The organism is Streptomyces zinciresistens K42 (assembly GCF_000225525.1).
Lineage (GTDB): Bacteria > Actinomycetota > Actinomycetes > Streptomycetales > Streptomycetaceae > Streptomyces > Streptomyces zinciresistens.
The window spans coordinates 1-23,636 of record NZ_AGBF01000075.1; the positions used below are offsets into that span (position 1 = coordinate 1).

Annotated in this window: 21 protein-coding genes, 2 tRNA genes and 1 pseudogene; 7 read left to right on the forward strand and 17 right to left on the reverse strand. The window is 74.0% G+C overall.

Annotated elements, in window-relative coordinates:
• The 3 genes from SZN_RS20350 to SZN_RS20360 form a co-directional block, all read left to right on the forward strand.
• The coding region (locus SZN_RS20350; RefSeq protein ID WP_007498047.1) for an SPFH domain-containing protein at nucleotides 1–802 on the forward strand (802 nt) is incomplete at its 5' end.
• Nucleotides 803–922: 120 nt separating this feature from the next.
• Nucleotides 923–1,528, forward strand: coding sequence for a lytic polysaccharide monooxygenase auxiliary activity family 9 protein (locus SZN_RS20355; protein WP_007498048.1), 606 nt, complete (start codon nucleotides 923–925; stop codon nucleotides 1,526–1,528).
• A 91-nt stretch (nucleotides 1,529–1,619) separates the two neighbouring features.
• Complete coding sequence (locus SZN_RS20360; protein ID WP_007498049.1) at nucleotides 1,620–2,057, forward strand: hypothetical protein; 438 nt, start codon at nucleotides 1,620–1,622, stop codon at nucleotides 2,055–2,057.
• A 399-nt stretch (nucleotides 2,058–2,456) separates the two neighbouring features.
• On the opposite strand, the gene SZN_RS20370 is transcribed toward SZN_RS20360, so the two are convergent.
• The 8 genes and pseudogenes from SZN_RS20370 to SZN_RS20405 form a co-directional block, all read right to left on the reverse strand.
• Nucleotides 2,457–2,530: transfer RNA gene (locus SZN_RS20370), tRNA-Lys, on the reverse strand.
• 275 nt (nucleotides 2,531–2,805) lie between these two features.
• A complete protein-coding gene (locus SZN_RS20375) occupies nucleotides 2,806–3,564 on the reverse strand; it encodes an IclR family transcriptional regulator (RefSeq protein WP_007498051.1) in 759 nt (252 codons plus the stop codon).
• Nucleotides 3,565–3,797: 233 nt separating this feature from the next.
• On the reverse strand, nucleotides 3,798–4,598 hold the full coding sequence (gene ehuA / locus SZN_RS20380; protein WP_007498052.1) for an ectoine/hydroxyectoine ABC transporter ATP-binding protein EhuA: 801 nt from the start codon (nucleotides 4,596–4,598) through the stop codon (nucleotides 3,798–3,800).
• The gene (ehuD, locus tag SZN_RS20385) at nucleotides 4,588–5,238 is read right to left on the reverse strand and encodes an ectoine/hydroxyectoine ABC transporter permease subunit EhuD (protein WP_007498053.1); all 651 of its coding nucleotides are present in this window, start codon (nucleotides 5,236–5,238) and stop codon (nucleotides 4,588–4,590) included. The genes ehuA and ehuD overlap by 11 nt, the downstream gene beginning before the upstream one ends.
• Complete coding sequence (gene ehuC, locus SZN_RS20390; RefSeq protein ID WP_043732006.1) at nucleotides 5,235–5,969, reverse strand: ectoine/hydroxyectoine ABC transporter permease subunit EhuC; 735 nt, start codon at nucleotides 5,967–5,969, stop codon at nucleotides 5,235–5,237. Before ehuC ends, ehuD begins: the two co-directional genes overlap by 4 nt.
• On the reverse strand, nucleotides 5,966–6,871 hold the full coding sequence (gene ehuB, locus SZN_RS20395) for an ectoine/hydroxyectoine ABC transporter substrate-binding protein EhuB (protein WP_043732008.1): 906 nt from the start codon (nucleotides 6,869–6,871) through the stop codon (nucleotides 5,966–5,968). The genes ehuC and ehuB overlap by 4 nt, the downstream gene beginning before the upstream one ends.
• Nucleotides 6,872–7,021: 150 nt before the next feature.
• A pseudogene (locus SZN_RS40090) lies at nucleotides 7,022–7,186 on the reverse strand (amidase); the annotation flags it as partial.
• A 36-nt stretch (nucleotides 7,187–7,222) separates the two neighbouring features.
• Nucleotides 7,223–8,212, reverse strand: coding sequence for a D-2-hydroxyacid dehydrogenase (locus SZN_RS20405; RefSeq protein WP_007498057.1), 990 nt, complete (start codon nucleotides 8,210–8,212; stop codon nucleotides 7,223–7,225).
• A 610-nt stretch (nucleotides 8,213–8,822) separates the two neighbouring features.
• On the opposite strand from SZN_RS20405, the gene SZN_RS20410 reads away from it, so the two are divergent.
• Both SZN_RS20410 and SZN_RS20415 read left to right on the forward strand, forming a co-directional pair.
• Nucleotides 8,823–9,554, forward strand: coding sequence for a maleate cis-trans isomerase family protein (locus SZN_RS20410; RefSeq protein ID WP_007498059.1), 732 nt, complete (start codon nucleotides 8,823–8,825; stop codon nucleotides 9,552–9,554).
• A 216-nt stretch (nucleotides 9,555–9,770) separates the two neighbouring features.
• Nucleotides 9,771–10,889 carry an LLM class flavin-dependent oxidoreductase gene (locus SZN_RS20415; protein ID WP_007498060.1) on the forward strand — a complete coding sequence of 373 codons (1,119 nt, stop codon included), beginning with the start codon at nucleotides 9,771–9,773 and terminating at the stop codon, nucleotides 10,887–10,889.
• 6 nt (nucleotides 10,890–10,895) lie between these two features.
• Here the strand turns inward: SZN_RS20415 and SZN_RS20420 are convergent, their stop codons facing one another.
• On the reverse strand, nucleotides 10,896–12,728 hold the full coding sequence (locus SZN_RS20420) for a putative bifunctional diguanylate cyclase/phosphodiesterase (RefSeq protein ID WP_043732010.1): 1,833 nt from the start codon (nucleotides 12,726–12,728) through the stop codon (nucleotides 10,896–10,898).
• Between the two features lie 346 nt (nucleotides 12,729–13,074).
• On the opposite strand from SZN_RS20420, the gene SZN_RS20425 reads away from it, so the two are divergent.
• On the forward strand, nucleotides 13,075–14,436 hold the full coding sequence (locus SZN_RS20425) for a M6 family metalloprotease domain-containing protein (protein ID WP_007498064.1): 1,362 nt from the start codon (nucleotides 13,075–13,077) through the stop codon (nucleotides 14,434–14,436).
• A gap of 131 nt (nucleotides 14,437–14,567) precedes the next feature.
• Here the strand turns inward: SZN_RS20425 and SZN_RS20430 are convergent.
• The 7 genes from SZN_RS20430 to SZN_RS20455 all read right to left on the reverse strand — a co-directional run bounded on the left by SZN_RS20430 (nucleotide 14,568) and on the right by SZN_RS20455 (nucleotide 21,054).
• Nucleotides 14,568–14,641, reverse strand: a tRNA-Lys gene (locus tag SZN_RS20430).
• Nucleotides 14,632–15,252, reverse strand: coding sequence for a bifunctional DNA primase/polymerase (locus SZN_RS37935; protein WP_007498066.1), 621 nt, complete (start codon nucleotides 15,250–15,252; stop codon nucleotides 14,632–14,634). The genes SZN_RS20430 and SZN_RS37935 overlap by 10 nt, the downstream gene beginning before the upstream one ends.
• 124 nt (nucleotides 15,253–15,376) lie before the next feature.
• A complete protein-coding gene (locus SZN_RS20435) occupies nucleotides 15,377–15,742 on the reverse strand; it encodes a hypothetical protein (protein ID WP_007498067.1) in 366 nt (121 codons plus the stop codon).
• A 270-nt stretch (nucleotides 15,743–16,012) separates the two neighbouring features.
• Nucleotides 16,013–17,347 (reverse strand): AAA domain-containing protein, encoded by a 1,335-nt coding sequence (locus SZN_RS20440; RefSeq protein WP_007498069.1) that lies wholly within the window; start codon nucleotides 17,345–17,347, stop codon nucleotides 16,013–16,015.
• On the reverse strand, nucleotides 17,344–18,951 hold the full coding sequence (locus tag SZN_RS20445; RefSeq protein WP_007498071.1) for a hypothetical protein: 1,608 nt from the start codon (nucleotides 18,949–18,951) through the stop codon (nucleotides 17,344–17,346). Before SZN_RS20445 ends, SZN_RS20440 begins: the two co-directional genes overlap by 4 nt.
• The gene (locus tag SZN_RS20450; RefSeq protein ID WP_007498073.1) at nucleotides 18,942–20,102 is read right to left on the reverse strand and encodes a hypothetical protein; all 1,161 of its coding nucleotides are present in this window, start codon (nucleotides 20,100–20,102) and stop codon (nucleotides 18,942–18,944) included. The genes SZN_RS20445 and SZN_RS20450 overlap by 10 nt, the downstream gene beginning before the upstream one ends.
• The gene (locus SZN_RS20455) at nucleotides 20,053–21,054 is read right to left on the reverse strand and encodes a phosphatase PAP2 family protein (protein WP_007498075.1); all 1,002 of its coding nucleotides are present in this window, start codon (nucleotides 21,052–21,054) and stop codon (nucleotides 20,053–20,055) included. Before SZN_RS20455 ends, SZN_RS20450 begins: the two co-directional genes overlap by 50 nt.
• A gap of 185 nt (nucleotides 21,055–21,239) precedes the next feature.
• Between SZN_RS20455 and SZN_RS20460 the strand changes: the two genes are divergently transcribed.
• Nucleotides 21,240–21,836, forward strand: a complete 597-nt coding sequence (locus SZN_RS20460; RefSeq protein WP_007498077.1) for a histidine phosphatase family protein — start codon at nucleotides 21,240–21,242, stop codon at nucleotides 21,834–21,836.
• Between the two features lie 153 nt (nucleotides 21,837–21,989).
• On the opposite strand, the gene SZN_RS20465 is transcribed toward SZN_RS20460, so the two are convergent.
• On the reverse strand, nucleotides 21,990–23,486 hold the full coding sequence (locus SZN_RS20465) for an NsdA family TPR-like regulatory protein (protein WP_007498079.1): 1,497 nt from the start codon (nucleotides 23,484–23,486) through the stop codon (nucleotides 21,990–21,992).
• Nucleotides 23,487–23,636: the final 150 nt, after the last annotated feature.

The following is a 23,636-nucleotide window of genomic DNA, read 5'->3' on the forward strand; positions in this document are numbered from 1 at the left end:
GGGGTGCCTGGCCACCTCGTGGTGGGCGGGCGCCCTGCCGTCGGCGGCGGTGGCGGCGCTCGGCGTCCCGGCGTCCGCGGGCGCGGGGCCGGGCCCGGTGCAGTGGGCGGCGTACGCGGGGGCCGGGGCGCTGGGCCTCTTCGGGTTCGGCGGGCTGGCGCGCGGGCGGACCGGACGGGCCTGGGTGCTGGGGATGTTCGGCCGCTACCGGGGCACGGTCCGGCGCACCGGGCTGATGTGGGTCAACCCCCTGGTGCTGCGGCGCCGGGTGGACGTACGGCTGCGGCACTGGCGCAGCGAGCCGATGCCCGCGGCCGACTGCGGCGGCGTCGCGCTGCGGGTGGTCGTGCTGGTGGTGTGGCGGGTGCGGGACACCGCGCGGGCCACGCTCGCGGTGGAGGACCACGAGCGGTACCTGCGCGAGTGCGTGGAGGCGGCGCTCGCGCGGGTGCCGGTGGAGATGCCGGGCGGTGCGCGCGGCGCGGCGGAGGCGGCCGGCGAGGTGCTGACCAGGCTCGTGGTGCGCGACGCCGCGGGCGTCGGCGTCGAGGTGTTCTCGGTGCGGCCGGTCCGGACGGAGTACGCCCCCGAGGTGGCCGCCGCCATGCACCGGCGCCGGATCGCGGCGCTGGACGCGCGGCACCGGGCGACCGTGCTGTCGTCGGTCGTGGACTCGGTGGAGGACACGGTGACCCGGCTCACCGTGCGGGGCCTGGTGGACCTGGACGACCACGAGCGCAAGGCGCTGGTGAAGGACCTGACCGTGGCGTTCTGCGCGGGGCGCGGGGAAACGGCGGGCTGACGGCCCGTCGAACACGTCCGCCGTTTGGTATGGACATGCTCAACTGTCGCCAATAATCTGAGGCTTGGTCTAGACCTGCACCGCTCGTCGAACTTCCCCCACGTTCCCAGGAGCAGCAGCATGCGCCGAAAGACCAAGATGTACGCCGCCGCACTCGGGCTCGCCACGGCCGGGGCCCTGACCCTGTCCACCGGAGGCGCGAGCAGCCACGGCTACACCGACCTCCCCGTCAGCCGGCAGAAGCTCTGCCAGAACGGCACCGTGACCAACTGCGGCTCCATCCAGTGGGAACCGCAGAGCGTCGAGGGGCCGAAGGGCTTCCCCGGCTCCGGCCCGGCCGACGGGCAGATCTGCAACGGCGGCCTCTCGCAGTTCAGCCAACTCAGCGCGCCCCGCACGCCGTCCGGCGCCGCCTGGCCCGCGACCAAGGTGAACGGCGGCCAGAGCTACACGTTCCGCTGGCAGTTCACCGCCATGCACGCCACGAGCGACTTCAAGTACTACATCACCAAGCCGGGCTGGAACCAGAACCGCCCCCTGACCCGCGCCGACCTCAACCTCACGCCGTTCTTCACGGTCCCGTACAACGGGCAGCGCCCGCCGTCCACGCTCTCGCACACGGGCACCCTGCCCAGCGGACTGACGGGTCGTCAGGTCATTGTCGGCGTATGGACGATCGCCGACACGGCCAACGCGTTCTACGTGTGTGCCGACGTCACGTTCTGAGGTTCCCTTGAGTCGGCGACCGGGCCGGCGTGGGTAGGTTCCTCCCATGCCGGCCCGTCGGGGTCGGCGCGTCGACTCGGGGGGACGAGTGATGGACCTGTTCTTCTATGCCGTGCCCGGCCTGATCATGGCCGTGGCGGTGTTCCTGGCCTACCGGGTGGTGCGCCGCCAGCTCCAGATGCGCGCCGCCTGGAACAGCGGGCTGACCGCCGAGGGGCGGTGTCTGCGGACGTACACCACGACCCACGGCGGCGGTCACTCGCGCGTCACGACGGTCCTGCACCACGTGTACGAGTTCGCCGCCCGCGACGGCCGCGCCGTCCGCTTCGAGGAGGAGGGCGGCCCCGCCACCACGGTCGAGGGCGACTTCGTGACGGTGCACTACACCGACGGGCCCCGGATCGCGGCCATGGCCCACCGGCCCGGCCGGGTCAGGCACGCGGCGACCGCCCTCGGCGCGATCGCCTTCCTCGGCGTGGTCATGGTGGCCTGCGTCGGCTTCGTCGTCACCTACGGCGAGCTGTCCTAGGCCGCGCACACGAGGAACGGCCCCCGCCCCCTGGGTATCTGACGGTACGTCATCCAGCGCCGCTGTCATGGAGCCGGAGGGGCGGGGCACGGTCGCGGAGCCGGTGGCGGAGCGGCTGCCCGTCACCGCCGCGAACAAGATCCACCGGGCGGCCCTGGGGTGCCGAGGGGCCCAGGTGCGCCGACCCGGTGTGGTGGCGGCCCCCGGGGGAGCGGGCCTGTCGCAGGCTCGCCGGGGCCGGGACCTCGCCCATGCCGAAGGGCCCCTCGCTCCCACGAGGGGCCCTTCGGCATGGGACGAGGGCGGCAAGGCCCTCGATACGCGCGGCGATACCGCGCAAGAACAGTGATGGCGAGGTGTCGTCCACGCTTGCGCGAACTTGCCTCGCCATCGCCATCGTGCGCCGCCAGGGACTCGAACCCCGGACCCGCTGATTAAGAGTCAGCTGCTCTAACCAACTGAGCTAGCGGCGCAGACTCCCGCCGACCGCGATCTTCCTGCTCCTCGCGGCGGCGACAGAGAAAATACTACCCGGTCCCCGGGGGTGCTTCCGACCATCCTCCCGGGGGTGCTGATGCCCGCCGCGGCCCTGGTGCCGCGGCCGGGAGGGTTCACCGGCTCGCGACGCCCGGCCCGGCCCCTCGCCGCGTGGTCGCCTCACCCGGGCACGTCCGGTACGCGGACGAGGCTCCGCCTCGCGGGGCACCGCACCGGACGCCGCGAGCCTCCGGCGAACCCTCCCGGCGCCCTAGATCGCGAGCGAGAGCAGGACCGGTGCCGCGTTGCGGTTGAGCGCGTCCGCGGCCTGGCGCAGCCGGTGCGCGTGCTCGACCGGGAGGGACAGCGCGAGACAGCCCACCGCGGACCCGGCGGTGATCGGGACCGCCGCGCACACCGTGCCCACCGCGTACTCCTGGAGGTCGAGGTGGGGGACGGTCGGCGGCTGGGACTCCAGCCGGGAGAGCAGGACCCGGTCGCTGGTGATCGTGCGGGAGGTCAGCCGGGCCATCTTGTGGCGGGCGAGGTGGTCGCGGCGCCCGTCGTGGTCGAGCTGGCCCAGCAGGCTCTTGCCGATCGCCGTGGCATGGGCGGAGAAGCGGAAGTCGACCCACTCGTGGACCACGGGGGTCGCCGGTCCGGCGGCGAACTGGTCGATCGTGACCTCGCCGTCGACGTACCGGCTGACGTAGACGGCCGCGCCGACGGAGTCGCGCAGCCGGTCGAGGGTGCGCTGGAGGTTCTCCCGCAGGGCCCGCCGGCGGCCCCGGGCGGAGCCGAGGCGCTCCAGCGCGTCACCGCTGACATGGGCCCCGTCGCCGACCTGCGCGACGTAGCCCTCGCGGCGCAGCATCCGCAGCAGGCCGGTCAGGCGCTCCCGTCCGACCCCGGTGAGCCGGGCGAGCTCGGCGTCGGTCACTCCGGTGGTGCGCCGCGCCACGGTCTCCAGGACGCGCAGGGCGTCCTGGGTCGAGTGGTACGGCGCGGTCGGCTCGTGCGTCAGGGCCACGGTTCCCCCTGCGGTCGCTCGGTCGCTCGGGCAGCGGCGTGATGGAGTGGGCCGTATCCGGACAGTGATGCACTATCACGATAGCCGCCAAGAGGTGTGCGGTGAGCGGTTGTTGACGAGATTCCGTCGTCACCCGCACCCCCGAGGGCAGGGGCGGGGCAGCGCGGCACATGCCGCTGTCATGCCACGCCGCCCCCGACCTCGAAGGTTGAACCGCGTTCATTTTCCGCCGGTCACAGCACCGCGCTGAGAAATTCCCTCGTGCGGTCGTTCTCGGGATCGTTGAAGATCTTCTCCGGGCTGCCCGCCTCGATGACCCGGCCCTCGTCGAACATCAGGACCTGGTCGGAGATGTCCCGGGCGAAGCTCATCTCGTGGGTCACGCAGAGCATCGTGATGTCGGTGGAGCGCGCGATGTCCCGCAGCAGGTCCAGGACGCCCGCCACCAGTTCGGGGTCGAGCGCGGAGGTCACCTCGTCGAGCAGCAGCACCTGCGGCCGCATGGCCAGGGCCCGCGCGATCGCCACCCGCTGCTGCTGGCCGCCGGAGAGCCGGGTCGGCCGGGCGTCGCACTTGTCGGCGAGCCCCACCATCTCCAGCAGCTCGCGGGCGCGCGCCTCGGCCTCGTCCTTGGGCAGCCCGAGGACGGTGACCGGGGCCTCCATGATGTTGCGCAGCACGGTCATGTTCGGGAACAGGTTGAACTGCTGGAAGACCATCCCGATCTTCTTGCGGACCTCGCGGACCTCCTTCTCGGTGGCCGGAAAGAGCTGCTGCCCGTCCACCGTGATCCGGCCCTCGTCGGGCTTGGTCAGCGTCATCAGCAGCCGCAGGATCGTGGTCTTGCCCGATCCGGACGGCCCGATCAGCGTGACGTGCTTGCCGGCGTCGACCGAGAAGTCGAGGTGGTCGAGCACGGTGTTGTCACCGAACCGCTTGGTGACCTGCTCCAGCCGGATCAGCTCGCCCGGGGGCAGGCCGGCGGCGGGGGTGGCGTCGGGACTGTGCTGGGTGTCGGGGGTCTCAGTGGGCAAGACGTCGCTCCAGGGCTCGCAGGAGGAGGGAGGCCAGGTAGGAGATGAGGATGAAGGCCACGCCGATCACGGTCAGGGGCTCGGTGAACTGGAAGTTCTGCTGGGAGAACAGCCGCGCCCGGCCGAGCATGTCGAGGACGGTGATCGCCATCAGCAGCGGCGTGTCCTTGAGCATCGAGATCACGTAGTTGCCGAGCGCCGGCACGACGCGGCGGATCGCCTGCGGCAGGATCACCACCCGCCAGGTCCGGGCCACCGGCAGGTTCAGCGCCGTCGCGGCCTCCCACTGGCCGACGGGCACCGCCTCGATGCCGGCCCGGTAGACCTGCATCGTGTACGTCGAGTAGTGCAGGCCGATGCCGAGGACGCCGGTCGTCAGCGCGGACATCGTCAGGCCCCACTCGGGCATCACGTAGAAGAGGAAGAAGAGCTGCACCAGCAGCGGGGTGTTCCGGATGAACTCGGTGACCACCCCGACCGGCCAGCGCACCCAGCGCGAGGGCGCGCGCATCAGCAGCGCCCACACGAGGCCCAGTGCGAAGGAGATCACCGAGCCGAGGGCGAGGGCCTGCAGCGTGACCAGCAGCCCGTCCCAGAAGTACGGCATGAAGTCGGCGACCGCCGTCCAGTCCCACGTCATCGCAGAACACCTCCCCGGGTGGAGGCGCCGGCACCGGTCGTCTCCGTGGGCTCGGGCTCGTCGGCGGACGCCTCGTGCGCCGGGGCCCTGCCGCCGCCCGGCTTCAGCCGGTTCTCCAGCCCGCGCATCACACGGGTGAGCAGGAAGGCGATCACGAAGTAGATGAGCAGGATGTACGTGTAGATCTCGGCGCTCTCCTGGAGGGCGAGCCGCACCAGGTTGCCGCTGAAGGCCAGGTCGCCCATGCCCATGACCGAGACCAGGGCGGTGCCCTTGAGCAGTTCGATCAGCAGGTTGGAGAAGGGCGGGATCATCTCCGGCACCGCCTGCGGCAGCAGGACCAGCCGCATCCGCTGCCAGGGCGTGAAGCTGAGCGCGATGCCGCCCTCCTGCTGCGCCGGGTCGACCGCGCCGAGCGCGCCGCGCACGATCTCCGAGCCGTAGGCGCCGTAGGTGAGGCCGAGCGCCAGCGTGCCCGCCCACATCGGCACCAGCTGCCAGCCGAACGCCGGGGGCAGCACGAAGAACACCCAGAAGATCATCACCAGCGCGGAGGTCCCGCGGAACACCTCGGTGTAGACGCCCGCGACGAAGCGCACGATCCACAGCCGGTGGGTGCGCGCGACGCCGACGACGAAGGACACCGCGGCGGCCAGCAGGGCGCTGAGCACGAGGAGCTGGACGGTCGTCCAGACTCCCCTCAGTACGAGTTCCCAGAGTCCGGAGGTCATCCGCCGCACAGCTCCTTCGCGGTGAGGTCGGTCATCTCCGCCTCCGTGAAGCCGAAGGGCTTGAGGATGCGGAGCAGCTCCCCGCTCTTCTTGAGCTTGCGCAGCTCGGAGTTGAAGGCGTCCCGCAGCCTCGTCTCGGTCGGCCGGAAGGCGAACGCGCCCCCGTCGACCTTCGGTTTTCCGCCGACGATCGGCTTGAAGGGCTTCGTCGACTCCGCCTTCGCGGACTTCTTGACCACCTCGCGGGTGGTCAGGGCCGTTCCGGCGAAGACGTCCACGCGCCCCGCCTCCACGGCGTTCAGCCCGGCGACCTGGTCCGGCACGATGAGGATGTCGCTCTCGGCGTACCCCGCCTCGACGGCGTACTGGATCTCGGCGTAGCCGGTGCCGGTGGCGAACCTGGCCTTCTTCGCGACGACGTCCTGGTAGCCGCGCAGCCCGAGCGGATTGCCCTTGCGCACGATGAACGAGTCGAGCATCTGGTAGTCGGGGTCGGAGAAGATGACCTGTTCGCAGCGCTCGGGGTTGACGTACATCCCGGCGGCGACGACGTCGAACTGCTGGGAGTTCAGGCCCGGGATCAGCGAGCCGAACTCGGTGGGCACCGGCTGCACCCGGTCGACGCCGAGCCGCTTGAAGACGACGCGCGCCAGCTCCGGTGCCTCACCGGTCAGCTTCCCGTCCTTGTCGATGTAGCCGAACGGTATCTCGCCGGCTATGCCGAGCCGTACGACGCCCGCCGCCCTCATCCGGTCCAGCAGGTCGCCGCCGTCCTCGCTCGACGCGGTCGCCACGCGCGAGCAGCCCGCGGTTCCCACAACGCCGAGCGCCGCCACCCCCGCGAGCAGCGACCGGCGTGTGGTCCCTGGTGTGGTTCTGTCGTTCCCATTAGGTGGAGCCATGGCGGCGCGGCTACCCGGGTCGATGCGATGTATGCACTCCGGATCGCATGACCGCACGGTTCATCGAGGTGTCGCTCGTCGCGCGGGGCCATCCACCGCGCGGCCGGCCTCCCGGCAGATCGGGCCCGCCGACCCCCGCGGCGGTCCGGGACGCGCGAGGGCCGCGTCGGCGGTGAGCCGGACGAGGGCGTTGACCCCGGGCCGGATGCGCTCGGCCCGCTCCAGGGCCGCGCGCACGGCGTCGACGGGGCTGAACGCGCCCGTGCGGGAGCCGTCGAGGAGCTGTACGGCGGTCAGTTCGGTGAGATCCGTCATGCGTCCCGTCCTCCAGGCTCGGCATCCGTGCGGAGTTCAGCGTCCCGGTACGTACCCGCGCTGCTTGTCGACCACGTTCAGCAGCGGCCTGCCCGCCGCCCACCGCTCGTACAACTCCACGAACTGCACACCGAGTTCATCGCGCCAGCCGACCGTGTCCCCGCTCATGTGCGGCGAGACGATCAGTCCGGGCACCCCCCACAGCGGGCTGTCGGACGTCAGGGGCTCGTGCGCGAACACGTCGAGTGCCGCGCCCGCGATCCACCGCTTGTCCAGCGCCTCCGCCAGGGCGTCCGTCACCACCAGCGGCCCGCGCCCGACGTTGATGAACCGTGCCGAGGGCTGCATGACGCCGAAGCGCCGCGCGTCGAACATGCCGCGCGTGCGCTCGGTGAGCGGCGCCGCCGCGATCACCCAGTCGGCGCGCGCGATCAGCCGGTCCAGGTCCTCGGGGCCGTGGATGCCGGTGTGCGCGACCCGGCCCACCAGGGCGGTGGTGACGCCGAGCGCCTTGAGGGTGCGCGCGATCGTCCGGCCGACGGGCCCCGACCCGACCACGCACGCGCGCGTGCCCGCCACCCGCTGCCCCTCGCGGTGCCGCCAGCGGCGGGAGCGCTGGAGCTCCAGGGTCCGCGGCAGGTCCTTCGCCATGGCCAGCACCAGCGCGGCGACGTACTCGGCGACCGGCTCGTCGAAGATCCCGCGCGCGTTGGTGACCACGGTGTCGGACGCGGTGAGTTCCGGGCACAGCAGATGGTCCACGCCGGCGCTCGCCGTGTGCACCCAGCGCGGCCGCGGGCCCTCGCCGGGCCAGGCGTGCCGCACGGCGTGCGAGGCGAAGTCCCAGACCAGCAGTACGTCCGCGTGGGGCAGCCGCTCGGCGAGGGTCGAGGCGTCCGCGTGCTCCACGCGGGCCCGGCCGGTGAGCCTGCCGAGCCGGGGCAGGGGCTCGGCGTCGAGCACCAGCAGCGTGGGCGGGCCGGCGGGGGAGGGGGAGGGGGACGGGCCGGGGGTGGCTGCGCTCATGCGGGGTCGTTCCTCCCGGGGGCGAGGGGCGAGGGGCGAGGGGCGAGGGGCGAGGGGCGAGGGGCGGGCGGGCGGTCGGTCGGGGAGGTCTCCCTGCCGTCAGGGGGGCGTGGCGGGGCGCTACCCGGCCGTCCCACCGGGTTCCGAGGCGGCGAACGGCCGCCTGACATGCGAGGTTTGACCACGCTCGCACCCGAACCCACCTTCGTCAACACGGGCGCGCACACGGTCCGTTGCTCACCAACACGGGCGTGCGCACGATCCGTTGCCCACCCTTCTCCCGCAGTGCGGGCGGTGCCCGCCACGAGCTCGCGGGCGTCGCCGTCGCGGGGTGCGCGTACGCGGGGCCGACCCGGCACATCCGGTAAGGCGCCGTACCGCGAGGTGGCCGACACGGCGCGCGGGCGGCGCGGCGGTGATCTCGGCCAACCAGGTGACGATGTGGGCCGCGCCGCGCCGACTGGGTACCCGAGCGGTGGGGCCCTGTCAGGCGCTGATCGATCCGGTGCGTGGCGGTCCTGTACTTCCGGACGTGCCTGGTGTTCCTGAGCAGGAGCAGCAGTGGGCAGCAGGCGCGCCGACCCGCGCAGCGAACGGCAGGAAGGCTGACATGACCGCACTCGGATTCCTCTACCCGGGCCACTCCGCCGAGGACGACTATCCCCGTATCGAACAGTTGATCGCCAGCGACATCCGGCTCGATCTGGTGCACACCGAGATCGGGGAGGACGCGCACCGGGTGGACGCCCTGCTGCGGACGGGCTCGGCGGAGCGGCTCGCGGCGGGCGTCGCGGAGCTGCGGCTGACCGGTGCCGAGGCGGTGGTGTGGGCCAGCACCGGCGGCAGCTTCGTCCACGGCTGGGAGGGCGCCCACGAGCAGGTGCGCGGCCTCGCCCGGACCGCGGGGATGCCGGCGTCCTCGACGTCGTTCGCCTTCGTGCACGCGGTGCGCGAGCTCGGGGTGCGGCGGGTGGCGGTCGGCGCCGCCTACCCGGACGACGTGACCGCGCTCTTCGTGGAGTTCCTGCGCGCCGGCGGCGTCGAGGTGACCGCGTCGCACGGCGCCGGGGCCGTCACCGCGGCCGAGGCCGGCGACTGGGGCGGGAAGGAGCTGTACGCCCTGGCGAAGGAGGCGGACCACCCCGGCGCCGAGGCGGTCCTGCTGCCCGGCACGGCCCTGCACACGGCGTCCCACGTCCAGGCCCTGGAGCAGCACCTCGCCAAGCCGGTCCTCACCGCCAACCAGGTCACCGTCTGGGAGGCCCTGCGGCTCACGGACCGCCGGGTGAACGCCCCGCAGCTCGGCGAGCTCTTCACCCGGGAGCCGATCGTCCAGGCATAGCCGCGCCCGGCCCCCGCCCGCCCGGAGCGGGGCCGGGCGGTCCGCCCGACGGCCCGGGAGCCAAGGGCGGTCCGGGGAAGCGAGGGCGGCCCGGGAACCGCGCGCGGTCCGGAAAGGGGGGCGGTCCGGGAAGGGAGGCGGTCCGGGAATAAAGCGGAGACTCCCTCCTGTTACGGCCCCAGGCAGACCGTACGGGAACACCGCAGGAGGCAGCACGTGGCCGCAGACACCCCCGAGGGCGACGGGATCCGGGGCACCGCCCTCGGCACCGCGCCGACCCCCCTCTCCGTCCTCGACCTGGTCACGGTCAGCGCGGGCCACACCGCCACCGACGCCCTGCGCACCAGCGTGGAGCTGTCCCGCCTCGCGGAGTCCCGCGGCTTCCACCGCTTCTGGGTCGCCGAGCACCACTCGATGCCCGGCGTGGCCTCCTCCTCGCCCGCGGTGATCCTCGCCCACCTCGCCGCCCACACCGGGCGCATCCGCCTCGGCTCCGGCGGCGTCATGCTGCCCAACCACGCCCCGCTGGTCATCGCCGAGCAGTTCGGCACCCTGGAGGCGCTGGCGCCGGGCCGCGTCGACCTGGGTCTCGGCCGCGCCCCCGGCACGGACGGGGCCACCGCCGCCGCCCTGCGCCGCACCGACCGCCTCGACCAGGGCGCCGACGACTTCCCCGAGCAGCTCTCCGAGCTCACCCGCTTCCTCGACGACGACTTCCCCGACGGCCACCCCTACCGCCGCATCCACGCCGTGCCCGGCCCGGTGCAGGCGACCTCGCCCGGCGGTGTGCAGTCCCCGCACCGCCCGCCGGTCTGGCTGCTCGGCTCCTCCGGCTTCAGCGCCCGGCTGGCCGCCCTGCTCGGGCTGCCCTTCGCCTTCGCGCACCACTTCTCGGCGCGCAACACCGTCCCCGCCCTCGACCTGTACCGGGAGTCCTTCCGCCCCTCCGCCCTGCTGGACCGCCCGTACGCGCTGATCGGCGTCTCCGCGCTGGCCGCCGACGAGGAGAAGGAGGCGCGCCGCCAGGTCAAGGCCGCCGCCCTCGGCATGATCCGGCTGCGCACCGGCCGCCCCGGCCTCATCCCGAGCCCCGAGGAAGCGGAGGCGTACGAATTCAGCGCGATGGAGCGGGAGTTCGCCGACGACTGGAACGCCAACGTCGTCCACGGCACCCCGGACGAGGTCCGCGCCGGTCTGGACGACCTCCACAAGCGCACCGGCGCCGACGAGTTGATGCTCACGAGCAACGCCCCCGGCATGGACGTACGCCTGCGCTCCTACGAACTCATCGCGGACGCCTACGGGTTGCCCCGCACCCCGCCGCCCGCCGCCTGAGCCCGCTCAGGCCCGCACGCCCATCAGCTCGGAGATGCGGTCCGGTGACACCGGCCGGGAGTACAGCCAGCCCTGGCCGGTGTCGCAGCCGATCCGGCGCAGCCGCGACGCCTGCGCCAGCGTCTCCACGCACTCGGCCGTGACCGTCAGCCCGAGCCGGTGCGCGAGCTGGATCATCGCCTCGACCACGACCTCGTCGGCCGGGTTGGGCGCCACGCTCGCGGTGTCCTCGCCCTCGTACTGGAAGCCCCGCACGAACGCGCCGTCCAGCTTGAGCACCGACACGGGCAGCCGGGTGAGGTACGCCAGGTTCGAGTAGCCGGTGCCGAAGTCGTCGATCGCGATGCGCACGCCCATGTCGCTGAGCGCCTGGAGGTCCTCCAGCGGCCGCCCCGCCGAGCCCATCACCGCCGACTCGGTCAGCTCCAGCTGGAGCAGCTGGGGGGCGAGCCGCGTCTCGTCGAGAATCCGCGCCACGTCCGTGACCAGGTCGGAGTCCCAGACCTGGCGCACGGCCACGTTCACGCTGACGAAGATCGGCGGTTCGCCGGGGTGGGCCGCCTGCCAGGCCACCGCCTGCCGGCAGGCGGTCGCGAGCACCCAGCGGCCGAGCGGCACGATCGAGCCGTCCTCCTCGGCCAGTCCGATGAACCGATTCGGCGCGAGGACGCCGAACTGCGGGTGGTTCCAGCGGACCAGCGCCTCGACCCCGCGCAGCCGGCCGTCCTCCATGCTCACCAGCGGCTGGTACTCCAGCGCGAACTCCCCGCGCCCGATGGCGGCCCGCAGCGTGGCGGCGAGCGCCTGACGGGTGACCAGGTGGGCGTTGCGCTCGGGGTCGAACAGCGTCCAGCGGTCCTTGCCGTCGGCCTTCGCCCAGTACAGCGTGGTGTCGGCGGCCTGCATCAGGGCGGTCGGGCCCGTGCCCGCCGCCTGGCGCTCCACCACGCCGATCGACGCCGACACCGACAGCCGGCGGCCCGAGACGTCGAAGGGCTCGCGCAGCGCGGCGAGCACCGACTCGGCGAGGTCGGCGAGTTGGTCGGTCCCGGTGGAGTCCTCGACGAGCAGCGCGAACTCGTCCCCGCCGAGCCGGGCCACCAGCGGCGGGATCGTCCGGGTGTGGCCCGCCTGCTCCGCGCAGCGGGTCAGCCGCTCGGCCACGGCCGCCAGCAGCTTGTCGCCGACGCGGTGGCCGAGGGTGTCGTTGACGGCCTTGAACCCGTCGAGGTCCAGATAGCACAGGCCGATCCGGCCGGTGCTGCCGCTCTCGTCGTAGGACTCCACCTCCAGCGCCGCCGACAGCCGTTCGAAGAAGAGCGTGCGGTTGGGCAGCCGGGTCACCGGGTCGTGCATCTGCAAGTGCCGCAGCCGGGCCTGGAGTTCACGGTGGTCGCTGATGTCGGAGACACACATCAGCACGCCGTCGGCGGGGCCGCCGGCCGTGTCGCCCGCCAGCGGCGCCACCGTCACCTGCGCCCACAGGGAGTGCCCGTCCGGGTGCTTCAGGCGGCGCGTGCACCGTAGTTCGGCCTGCCGGCCGCGCAGCACCTCGCGGTAGCTCTGCCAGGTGCGGGTGTCGGAGGCGAGGTCCACCAGGTCGGCGGCGGCGGACCCGGTCAGCTCCGCGAGCGCCGTGCCGAGCAGTTCGGCGAGGCTGGAGTTGGCGTCGGTGACCAGGCCCTCGCGGTCGACCACGGCCATCGCCAGCGGCGCGGCCGAGAAGGCGGCGGAGTAGGGCGGCGCACCCGTACCGGCCGATGCCAGAGCGTGACTCTCTGTGACGGCCTGGCCGATGAGGTCTGCCACGGGCGTCGGCCCTTCGGACGTTCCGCTCACCGCTCGCTCCCGCAGTGCACTCGATCTTCGGATGGTTCTCATCGGAATGGGTGGCCGGGAGGCGGTCGGCCGCCCGGCCGTGTCCGTGCAGGAAAGTGTCAGGAAAGTGTGCCGATCATAGAGGCTGGCCCCAGGCCCTTCCACCTACTGCCGAGTCTTCCCGCCCCCGGTGCGGTTCCGACAGATCGTTTCTGCCCGCACCTGGACGGCTTATTGGTCCCCCCGACCAGTTGTGACGTTCCGTGAGCGATTCGGGGGTGTCGATGCCTCCGCACAGTCGACCCTCTCACCCGTCCGGTGCAGCTCAACAGGACGTAGTACGACAATCCCACACAGGCTGGGTGCGGTGTCCCGCGAACCGCTCCCGGAGGTCCACGTGCCGCGTCAGTTCCCCCTGTTCCGTGGGACGGGCCTGCTGCGGGACCGCCGGATGCGCAGCACCGCCGCGGTGTTCACGACCATGTCCGCGCTCGCCGCGACCTCCATGATCGCGGGCCCCTCGGTCGCCGAGCCGTTCGACGCGGCCCCCTGCGCCCTGGAACGCACCAGCGCCCACCACTCCGAGGGCCTGGACACCTGGAACGCCTCCTACCCCCGGCCGTCCCGGGCCATGGACGCCGTCATGGTGTACCTGTCCTTCCCGGACGCGGTGCCCCGGACCACGACGGCGCGGCTGACGGCCGACCACTTCCCGGCCACCTCCCGGTTCTTCGAACGCGCCTCCTACGGCAGGTTCACCCTGCGCCCCCACCCGCAGCGCAACTGGATCCGGATGCCCCGGCCGTCCACGGCGTACGCCATACGGCGCGACTGGCGGCCCGCGGACCGGGCCGCCTATCTGCGCGACGCGCTCGCCGCCGCCGACCGCACGGTGGACTTCTCCCGCTACGACGTCGTGTACTTCGTCGCCGACCCGGACGCGCCCGGCGTCGACTCGGACGCCACGAAGGTCGTGAACCTGGACTCCCCGCTGCGGGCCGACGGCACGGACATCCGCCGGGTCGTCACCGTGTTCGAGAAGTCTCCGCCCGACCGGCTGGTCCTGGCGCACGAGACCGGCCATGTCTTCGACCTGCCGGACCTGTACCACCGCCCGACGGACGGCAAGGGCGACTGGGACACCTACGTCGGCGACTGGGACCTGATGGGCAGCCAGTTCGCGATGGCGCCCGACCTGTTCGGCTGGCACAAGTGGAAGCTCGGCTGGCTGGACCCCCGGCAGGTGGTGTGCGTGCCGCCGAGCGGGGTGAAGGCGGCGCGGCTCACCCTGGAGCCGCTGTCGGCCGGACCGGGCACCCCGGTGCCGGCCGGACTGGCCGGGGCGCCCGGCGCGTTCGGCGAGCGCAGCGCCGTACCCGGGTTCGGACTGGGCAGCGGGGCGAAGCTCGCCGTCGTGCGCACCGGCCGCGAGAGCGCCCTCGTCTTCGAGGTGCGCGGCCCGGTGGGCAACGACGTGCAGACGTGCAGCCAGGGACTGCTGGTGTACCGGGTGCGCAGCCGGACCGAGTCCGGCGGCGGCCCCGTCGAGGTGATCGACGCCCATCCGCGCAGTCAGGCGTGCGGGGAGGAGTCCGTGTACCCGCCGCTCGCGGACGCGCCGGTCGGGCTCGGCGAGAGCTTCACCGTGCCCGGGGAGGGCGTCCGGGTGGAGGTCGAGGGGCGGACGGCCTCGGGCGCGTGGACGGTGAAGATCACGACGTCGCGCTAGGCGCACGGAGCCGCGGTGCCCTGGCGTCGCGGTGCCCTGGCGTCGCGGTGAGGCGTACGGTGTCCGCCGCGGTGCACCGGCGTCCGCACAAGCGAAAGGCCCCCCGGTTTCCCGAGGGGCCTTCACTGTCGTGCGCCGCCAGGGACTCGAACCCCGGACCCGCTGATTAAGAGTCAGCTGCTCTAACCAACTGAGCTAGCGGCGCCTGCTGACGTCGTAGACCTTAGCACCCTGGTCCGCGTGGGGAAAAATCGATATCCGCACGGCCGCCCGTGCCGCCCGCACGGCCGCCCACAGAAGCACCTCGGGCCCCGGCAGCCAGGGATTACGGGCGTCCGGGGCGACCAGCCAGCGGGAGCCGGAGGAGGTGGCGGCGCCCGCCCCCGCGCCGATCGCCGAGGGGACGGTGACCGCGTCCCCGGTGCCGTGGCACAGCAGCGGCGGGATGCCGTCCGCGCGGCCGAGTTCCTCCCAGCGCAGCAGGGAGGGCAGCCGCTGGGCCGTGCCCGGGGCGGCGAACATCAGCAGGCGTCCGCGGAAGGCGGCCACCGGACCCGAGCCGGGGCCCTCGTCCCACAGCCGGTCGAGCATCCGGCGCCCGAAGATCGCGGGCGCGCTGACGACGTCGAAGACCGAGCCGCAGGGCAGGACCACGGGTGCCTCGGGGCGCTCCGCCCACTGGGTGAGCGTGCTGCGCGGATACGTTCCTGCGGAGGCCAGCCAGGCGACGCCGTCCGCGCGGGCCCCGCGGACGGCACCGGCCGCGGCGGCATCGAGGCGGTCGTCGGAGATGAGGTCGTCCCGTGCACTGCTCATGGCGCATACATCTACCGGCTGTGAGGGATCCGTTTCCCTGAGTTGCCGAAAAGCGGGACAGTCGAGGGGTGCGGCGGGTATCTTGCCCGCCTGGCATATGCGCTGAAGGTGCGGGGAGTACCGGTCAGACCGGGTCGACGTGCCCCGCGCCCTCGACCCCGCGCATCAGGTCCCTGCCGAACTCCACCATCTTCTTCGCGTAGTCCTCGGTCCAGTCGGCCCGCTCCGCGATGTCCGCGGCCGTCAGCCGGTCGAACCGGCGCGGGTCCGCCAGCTGGGCCGCCGCCATGGCCTGGAACTCCACCGCGCGGTCGGCCGCCGCCCGGAACGCCTGCGTCAGCTCGGTCGCCCGCGCGAGCAGCGCCCGGGGGTCGTCGATCGACTCCAGGTCGAAGAAGTGCTCCGGGTCCGAGGCCGCCTGCGCGGGCTCGAAGAGCAGGGGCGCAGGCCGCAGCCGCTGTTCGTTCCCGCGCGGCGTGAGCTCCGCCATATCGTGTCCTCCTCGTACGTCACCGGTCCCGCCACGCTCGGTGGACCCGGTCCGTCGTCCATTGTCCCGCGCCCGCGCAAGGGGGCGTCGGCCCGAGGCCGCGCCCGGCGCCGAGCGGGACGGCGACGCGCCCGGGTGCCCGGCCGAGACGGTCCGCAGACGCTCATGTGCGGACGGCTGTCACAGGAAGCCGTGAGGGCAGCGGTCGCACGTGCCCTCGCCGCGGGTGCGCCGGCCTCGCCGGACCGGCTGTCTGCGCGTCGTCGCGGCTCAGGACCGCCACGCCACCCGGTGCTCGGCCAGGCGGGCCAGTACCGCGTGGTTCGCCTCCCAGCCGTCGGGGAACTTCACCTCCGTGCCCAGCTGCACCGGCTCCGTCGACGGATAGTCGTCCAGGAGTTCGGTGACGCCCGCCCGGCACACCACGATGCACGCGTGCCGGTGGCGGGAGGCCAGCACACACAGCCGGCCCGTCTCCAGGTGGAACGCCGTGGCGTCCGGGCGGCCGGACAGCGGGTGCAGGACCACCGTCACGTCGTACTCGCGGCCCTGGAGGCGGTTCGCGGTGTCGACGGTGACCTCGGCCGCGCCCAGCTCGGCCAGCGCGGTGCGGACCGCCGCCGCCTGGTCCCGGTGGGCCGTGCCGACGGCGATCCGGTCCGCCGTCAGGGGCGTGGGTCCGGGGGAGCGCTCCGAGACGGCCGCGCCGCCCCGGTCCAGCAGCCGCCGTACGACCGCCGCCACCGCCCCGACCGCCTCCGGGTCCGTGCGCGGGGTGCGGCGGGCGGGCAGCTCCAGCAGGCCCCAGCCCGCCTCGGCGGCCTCGTCGATCACCCGGTCGGGCGCCGAGCCGTCCGAGGCCGCCGCGAAGGTGAGCCGCCGGTCGCCGTGGCCCGTGCCGCTGCGGAAGGGCGTGTACGGGTAGAACGCGTCGGACACCAGCGGCGCGGCGGACGCCGGCAGCCGCCAGGAGACGGGCAGCCGGTGCTGGGGCAGATCGGGGTTGTGGGCCAGCAGGGTGGAGACGGCGGAGGCCGACGGGTCGTACGACAGGCCCGCCCACTGCTCGCTGCCGACGATCGCGAACGGGTCCAGCTGACCGGGGTCGCCCACGAACAGCGCCCGTTCGAACAGCCCGGCCACCGCCAGCAGCGCGTCCGAGCGCATCTGGTACGCCTCGTCGACGATCGCGTGCCGCCACGGCTCGTCCGCCTTCACGTGCGCCCACTTGGCGGCCGTGGACACCACCACCGGAAGACCGGCCAGGTCGCCCGCCTTCGCCGACGTGCGGACGGCCGGCAGATCGTCCAGCGCCCGGTCGTACGCGTCGGCGTCACTGCTGTGCAGCCGGCCCACCGGCAGGCCGGGCTCCTTCTCGGCCAGCCGCAGCACCAGGTCGTCGACCTGCGCGTTGGTCTGGGCGACGACCATCAGCGGGCGGCCCGCCTCGGCGAGCTCCAGAGCCGCGCGCACGACGAGCGTGGACTTGCCGGCACCCGGAGGGGAGTCGACGACGACGCCGCGCGCGGTGCCGTGCAGCGTGTCCCGCAGGATCGCCGCGGTGGCCCCGGCGGCCGCGGCCCCGGGGTCGAACACGGTGGTCACAGGACGTCCTCCCCGGTCGGGCGGTCGGCGGGCTCGGGCACCGGCTCCCCGGGCGGCCCGCCGTGCGTCCACGGCGTCTGCTCCGGGTCGGGGAGCTTGGCGCCGCCGCGCTGGTCGTGTTCGAACAGGGTGTAGCAGACCGTGTCGCCCTTCTGCGGCACCGAGCCCTCCTCCGGTTCCTTGCCGCGGCCCATCTTGTCCAGCACCCGCAGGACGAGCAGCACGCCCCCGTCCGCGTCGGGCGGACCCTCGTGGCCGACGAACTCCGCCGACTGGGGGCGTCCGCCGAGCGAGCGGAACACCTTGACCCGCTCGCCCAGATGCGGCCGGTCGCAGGTGCGGACGGTGACCAGCGGCCGCGGGCTCGGCCGCCTGCCCTCGCTGTACGCCATCTCCACCTCGACGACCTCGCCCGCGAACGCCTCTCCCGCCAGCCGCCGCCCCGCCATCACCAGCGGATCGTCCAGCGCTTCCTGGGCGTCCAGACGGGCCTGCTCGCGCTCGCGCGCGGCGAGCTTGTTCGCCGCGGTGACCGCGTCGTCGCGGCGCGGCTGCGGCGGCTCACCGGCCAGCACCCGGTCCCGGTGCCCGGTGAACGACCAGCGGTCCCGGGTCCAGCGCTCCTCGACGCGGGCGGCCTCGGGCAGCTCCCGCAGCAGGTCGATGCCCCGCCACACCGCGTCCCAGGTGGGCCGGGTCCGGCTCGCGACGAGGGCGCGGACGGCGCGCTCGGCCGCGGTGACGTCACCGAGCCGGTCGTCGGCCTCCAGACCGTCCTCGGCGGCGGCCAGCGCGGTGCGGGCACGGTCGTGGCGCTCCAGGGCCGGCGCCAGCAGCTTGTTGTCGAACGCCGGGTCGGTGGCGGGCCCCGCGGGCGGGCACAGCAGCTGGCCCTCCGCGTCCCGGGCCAGCTCCGCGCGCAGCGCCGCCGCGGCGCCGCTCTCGTCCGCGGGCGGGTCGATCCAGGCCAGGAGCGCGCCCAGGTGCTGGTCCTCCAGCGTGGACTGGCCGGTCGCCCAGTGCCGCGCCAGCACGTCCGTCATGGCGGTGAGCAGGGCGGAGCCGGGCACGCGGGCCCGCTCGCCGAAGTGGGTCAGCCAGCGGCCGAGGAGCGGCACGCGCGGGGGAGCCGGGTAGGGGGCCTCCGGATCCTGCTCCGCCGTGCGCCGAAAGCGCATGGAGCGGCCGAGGAGGCGGACGTACGTCACGCCCGCGCGGCTCGGCACGATCAACTGCGGCGCGTCCGCGCACAGTTCGACCTCGACCTTGATCCGCTTGCCGGTCTCCGGGTCGGTCTCGGTGCGCTCGGCGGCCTCCACGGCCTCGGCGTAGCCGTCGATGTACGGCAGGACGACGTCCGCGAGTTCGGACAGGAACGCGAACCTCAGGTCGCGGTCGCGCGGCTGGGACACGCACAGCAGCCGCGGGGCGTCCCGGTCGGTGCCCACCAGCGCGCCGAGCGGGGCGCCGGCCTCACCCGCCGTCGTCAGCGGCACGAACACCAGGGGCCGCCCGGACAGATGCCGGTGGCGGACGGTCGCGGCGGGCTGTGCGCGGCCGGTGCCGACCGCCTCCAGCCGGGCCAGGGTGGAGATCAGCGACACGGGGCGGCCACCGCCTCCCGGCCCAGGGCCTCGGCGCGCAGCAGGGCCGCCCTGCGCAGGGCCACGACCGCCGGGTCGTCCGGGTCGCCGGACTCGCCGCGGGCCGCCGACAGGACGTCCTCGACGGTGGCCAGCGCGCCCAGCTCGGCCCGCACCGCGCGGCCCAGCGAGGTCACCGCGTCCGCCGCGCGTGAGCGGGCCCGGCAGTGGAAGGCCAGCTCACAGGCGGACAGACACTCCGGCGCGTACGCCGCCGGGACCGACTCGACCGCGGCCGTGAGGTCGGCGGGCGGCAGCTCGGGGGAGAAGCAGGTGCCCTCGGGAAGGGCGTCGGCGATGTCCTCGATCCGGGTCAGCCGGGCCAGCTGGCGGGCGGTCACCGCACGCTGCTTGCGCACGTCGACGGCCGAGGCGGTGGGGAGGTTGGAGAAGTCCTTCGGGCAGACGAGGAGGACGCGGTGGCGCACCTCGGGCGCCCGCCCCCGCCCCGGCGGGTGTTCCGCGCCCAGCCGCGCGGCGACGGCCTCCAGGGCCAGCACGTACACCGCCGCCTGCCGGGCGGCCGCGCCGACCTTCGCGGGGTCCGCCGAGCCGTCCAGCATCGGGAAGGACTTGATCTCCACGACCGTCCAGTCGCCGTCCGGGTGCACGACCACCGCGTCCGGTTCCAGGAAGGCAGGCGAGCCGGCGACGTCCAGCGCGAGCATCGGGTGGTCGAGCAGGGTCCACTCGCCGCGCGCCTCGCCGGCCTCGCGCAGCGCGAGCGCCGTACGGGCGGTGCGGCCCTCGGGGCCGGAGGCGCTCAGGTCGGGGACGCGCGCGTGAGCGGGCGGTTCGGCGCCGCGGTCCAGCTTCTCGTGGACCAGGCGCAGCAGTTCGGCGCCGCCGTCCGCCTTGACCTTGGCCTCGAAGGCGTTGCCCCGGGTGAGGGCGAACTGGGACTGGCCGAAGGCCGACGGCGAGCCGAGGGCGCTCGCCAGCGCCGCCTTGTTCACCCCGGCGCCGTCCAGCAGGGCGCGGCGTCTGCAGCCCGGGTTGGCGGCCAGGGCGGCCAGGGCGCGCGCGTCCAGCGCCTTGGCCGGGACCTCGGGACCGCGCAGCTCAGCGAGCCGGTGCCGGAGCGCCGTCCCCCGCGTCCTGGGGGGAGGCACTGGGCTCCGCTCCGGATTCGAACCGGGAATCGCGCTGCCGTGGAATTCGCTCACCCGCGGAAGTCTGACATCCGCCACTGACAACCGGGGTGGAGGTGTCGGCGGGGACGGCGGTGACGGAGACCGCGGCGGCGGGCGCGGCCTGTTCGCCGCCGGCCACCGCGGCGGGCACGATCCCCTTGGTGAACCGGGCCCGGACCCCGTCGGCGATCCGCAGCACGAGCGGGGTCACCAGCAGTCCGAGGCCCATCACCGCGGCGCCCGCGACCGCGTCGAGGAAGTAGTGGTTGGCGGTGCCCATGACCACGATGGTGGTGATCAGCGGGTAGGCCACGGCGGCGATCCGGGTGAGGCGCGTCCCGCCGTAGCGCCACAGGATCACACCGCACCACACGGCCCAGCCCACGTGCAGGCTCGGCATCGCCGCGTACTGGTTCGTCATGCCGCCCAGGCCGCGGGGCGCGCTGGCCTCGCCGCCCCACCAGCCGTAGGAGCTGTACTGGGCCATCGTGTCCACGAAGCCGTACTCCGGGGAGAGCAGCCGGGGCGGGCAGGTGGGCAGCAGGGTGAAGCCGATGAGGCCGATGAAGGTCGACGTCATCAGCCAGGTGCGGGCCGCGCGGTAGCGCACGGTGTGCGAGCGGAACAGCCACACCAGGACGAGGGGGGTGATCACGTAGTGCAGCGAGGCGTACCAGAAGTCGGCGGGTATGCCGATCCAGGGCTCGCGGGTGAAGAGCCGGTTCAGCGGCTGCTCGAAGTTCAGCCGCAGGGCCTTCTCGAAGTCCAGGATGGCGAGGCCGTGGTTCACGGCGGTGCTGACGTCACCGCGGGCGAGCAGGCGGCCCGCCGAGTAGAAGGCGTAGACCAGCAGGATCAGCGGCAGCTCGGTCCACCAGCGCGGGCGGGATCGAGGCGTCGCCTCCACGCCAGCTGTCTCGGCGTGCGGCATCCGATCGCCTCCCCCTTCGTTTCATGGCGCCCGGTGGACGGTCGAACCACTTTACGGTGAACGTCTGCGCCCCTTTCGGGCGCCCCGGCCCTCAAGACGCGGAGATCGCCCCGCGGGTTGCGCCGGACCGGGGTGCGCGATGATGGGCTGGTCACCCCTCCCGTGTCTCCCCGAAAGGCGTTTTCATGGCACCGCGCATCCTGCTGGTCCGGCACGGACAGACCGCGTGGTCGCTGTCCGGCAAGCACACCGGCAGGACCGACGTGCCCCTCCTGGAGGAGGGCCGCCGGGGCGCGAAGCTGCTGGGGGAGCGGCTGCACCGGGCGCCGTTCGACGGGCTGGAGGGGGCCGAGGTCCGCACCAGCCCGCTGGCCCGCGCGCGGGAGACGTGCGAACTCGCCGGATTCGGGGACCGCGCGCGTGCCTGGGACACGCTCGTGGAGTGGGACTACGGCGCGTACGAGGGCCTGACCCCGGCCGCCGTCCAGGACGTCCGCCCCGGCTGGCTCATCTGGCGCGACGGGGTGCCGCGGGGCGAGACCCTCGCCGGGGTGACGGCCCGCGCCGACGAGGTCGTGGCCTGGGCGCGGGAGGCGGACCGCGACGTGCTGGTCTTCGCGCACGGGCACATCCTGCGGTCCATCGGCGCGCGCTGGCTCGGCCTGCCCCTGGACTTCGCGGCCCGCGTACGCCTGAATCCCACGTCCCTGTCCGTCCTGGGATGGGCCTACGGCGAGCCGGCGATCGAGTCCTGGAACGACCTGGGCCACCTGGACGCCTGACCCCCCGGTTCGCCCGGCCGGGACGGTCCGGGCGGGCCCGCGAGGAGCCGCCCCGCGCGCGCGGGGCGATGCCGGCCGGCGGGATCGCCCGGGGTGACGCACCGGAAGCCGCCCCGCGCGCGGGGCGATGTCGGCCCGGTGCCGGGGCGCCGGTCAGGCCGGCCGGGGCAGGGACCCGTGGCGTTCGAGGAACGCCGACACCCCGCTCGCCCGGCGGTGCGGCAGCAGCACCCGGGCCGTCCCCGCCAGCATGGTCTGCACCCGCGAGGACTGCACCTGGTCCAGCAGGTCCAGCACGCGCGTCCCGGCGGCGGCCGCCTCGTCGGGCCGCCCGCCGCGCGCCAGGTCGTCCGCCAGCTCCGCCGTGCACAGCGCGATGTTGCGTGTGAAGTGCGGGTCCTGGAGCCGGACCGCGTGCCCGGCGTGCCGGGCCGCCCGCCGCCAGTTGCCCAGCGCCGACCAGCACTGCGCCTCCAGCACCTCCAGCTCGGCTTCACCGTAGAAGGTCATCCACTCGGGGTCGGCGTCCGAGTGGCCCCGGTCGAAGTGGCCCTGCGCGCGTACGAGGGCCTGCTCGCAGCCCGTGCGGTCGGCGAGCCCCGCCCAGCCGCCCGCCTCGCGCAGCGCCAGCAGCGACATCAGGCGCGAGGAGCCCAGCGGCCGGGCGGCGCGCTGCGCGGCCTGCGCGGCCCGCACCGCCTCCCGGGGCCGGCCGGCGTCGCGGGCCAGGAAGGAGGTGTTGCAGAAGGCGTGCGCCTCCAGGGCGGCGTCCCCGGCCATGCGCGCCGTCGCGAGCGCCTCCGCGTAGTGCGAGCGGGCGTCGTCGAAGCGGCCCGAGTCGTGGGCCAGCCAGCCCACCGAGATGGCCAGTTCACCCGCGCCGGAGTGGAGCCGGTCCCCGGTCGCCTGGCGGCTCGTACCGGCGTCCAGCAGCGCGTAGGCGGCGCGCAGCGGAGCCGCGGCGCGCCGGTAGAGGCCGTCGGCGCCGTGCCGGTCGTCCAGCAGCCGGATCCGGCGTACGGCCTCCTCCAGCGCGCCCGCCTCACGTCCGCCGACCCGTCTGACGGGGCGCTCCGCGGCCAGGGCGTCGTGGGCGAGCCCCAGGGGGCTCAGTGAGGCGGCGGCCACGGTGGCGCCCCCGCCGGTCATGAATGCGCGACGCAGCACGTCGCTCTCCTCGTGGTTCTCGTGACTCTGCTCTGTGCCGTACAAGTGGTACAGGTGGTGCGGGTCGTGCCGGTGATGCGGATGGTGCGGGTTCTCCGGTGCATACGGCTCGCGGGCACCCTGCGTCTCACCCGAGGTGCGCGCCGGGCTCGTGGTGGGCCCGGGGGGCGCGTACTCCTCACCGTGCGCCCGGCGTCCGCGTACGGACGAGCGGGGCGCGAAGCCGAGGTCGGTGAGGGTGCGGCCGGGGAACATGTGCAGGAACACCCGTTCGTACGCGTAGTTGGGGCAGCGGATCTCGCCGGCCTCTACCCGGCCGATGTACCGCGCGTCACAGCTGACCCGCTCGCCGATCTCGTGCGCGGCCCGTCGGACCGCCGCGGCGAACTCGGCCGGCGAGCGCGGTCCGCGCACCTGCCGGAAGGCGAGATTCGGCCGCGGTGGCCTGGGGGACTGGGACGAGGTCAGTTCCGACGACGCCATGGCCGGGTCCTCTCGTGCGAACCGTCGAACCATGCCGGACGCGGACGACCTGCCCCGGAACACCCGTCCGACGCCCGTGCCCCCGGCGGCCAAGAACGTACCTGCTGTAGCGAAGCCGCCACGCGGTGTTTGGCTACAAAACGGATATCT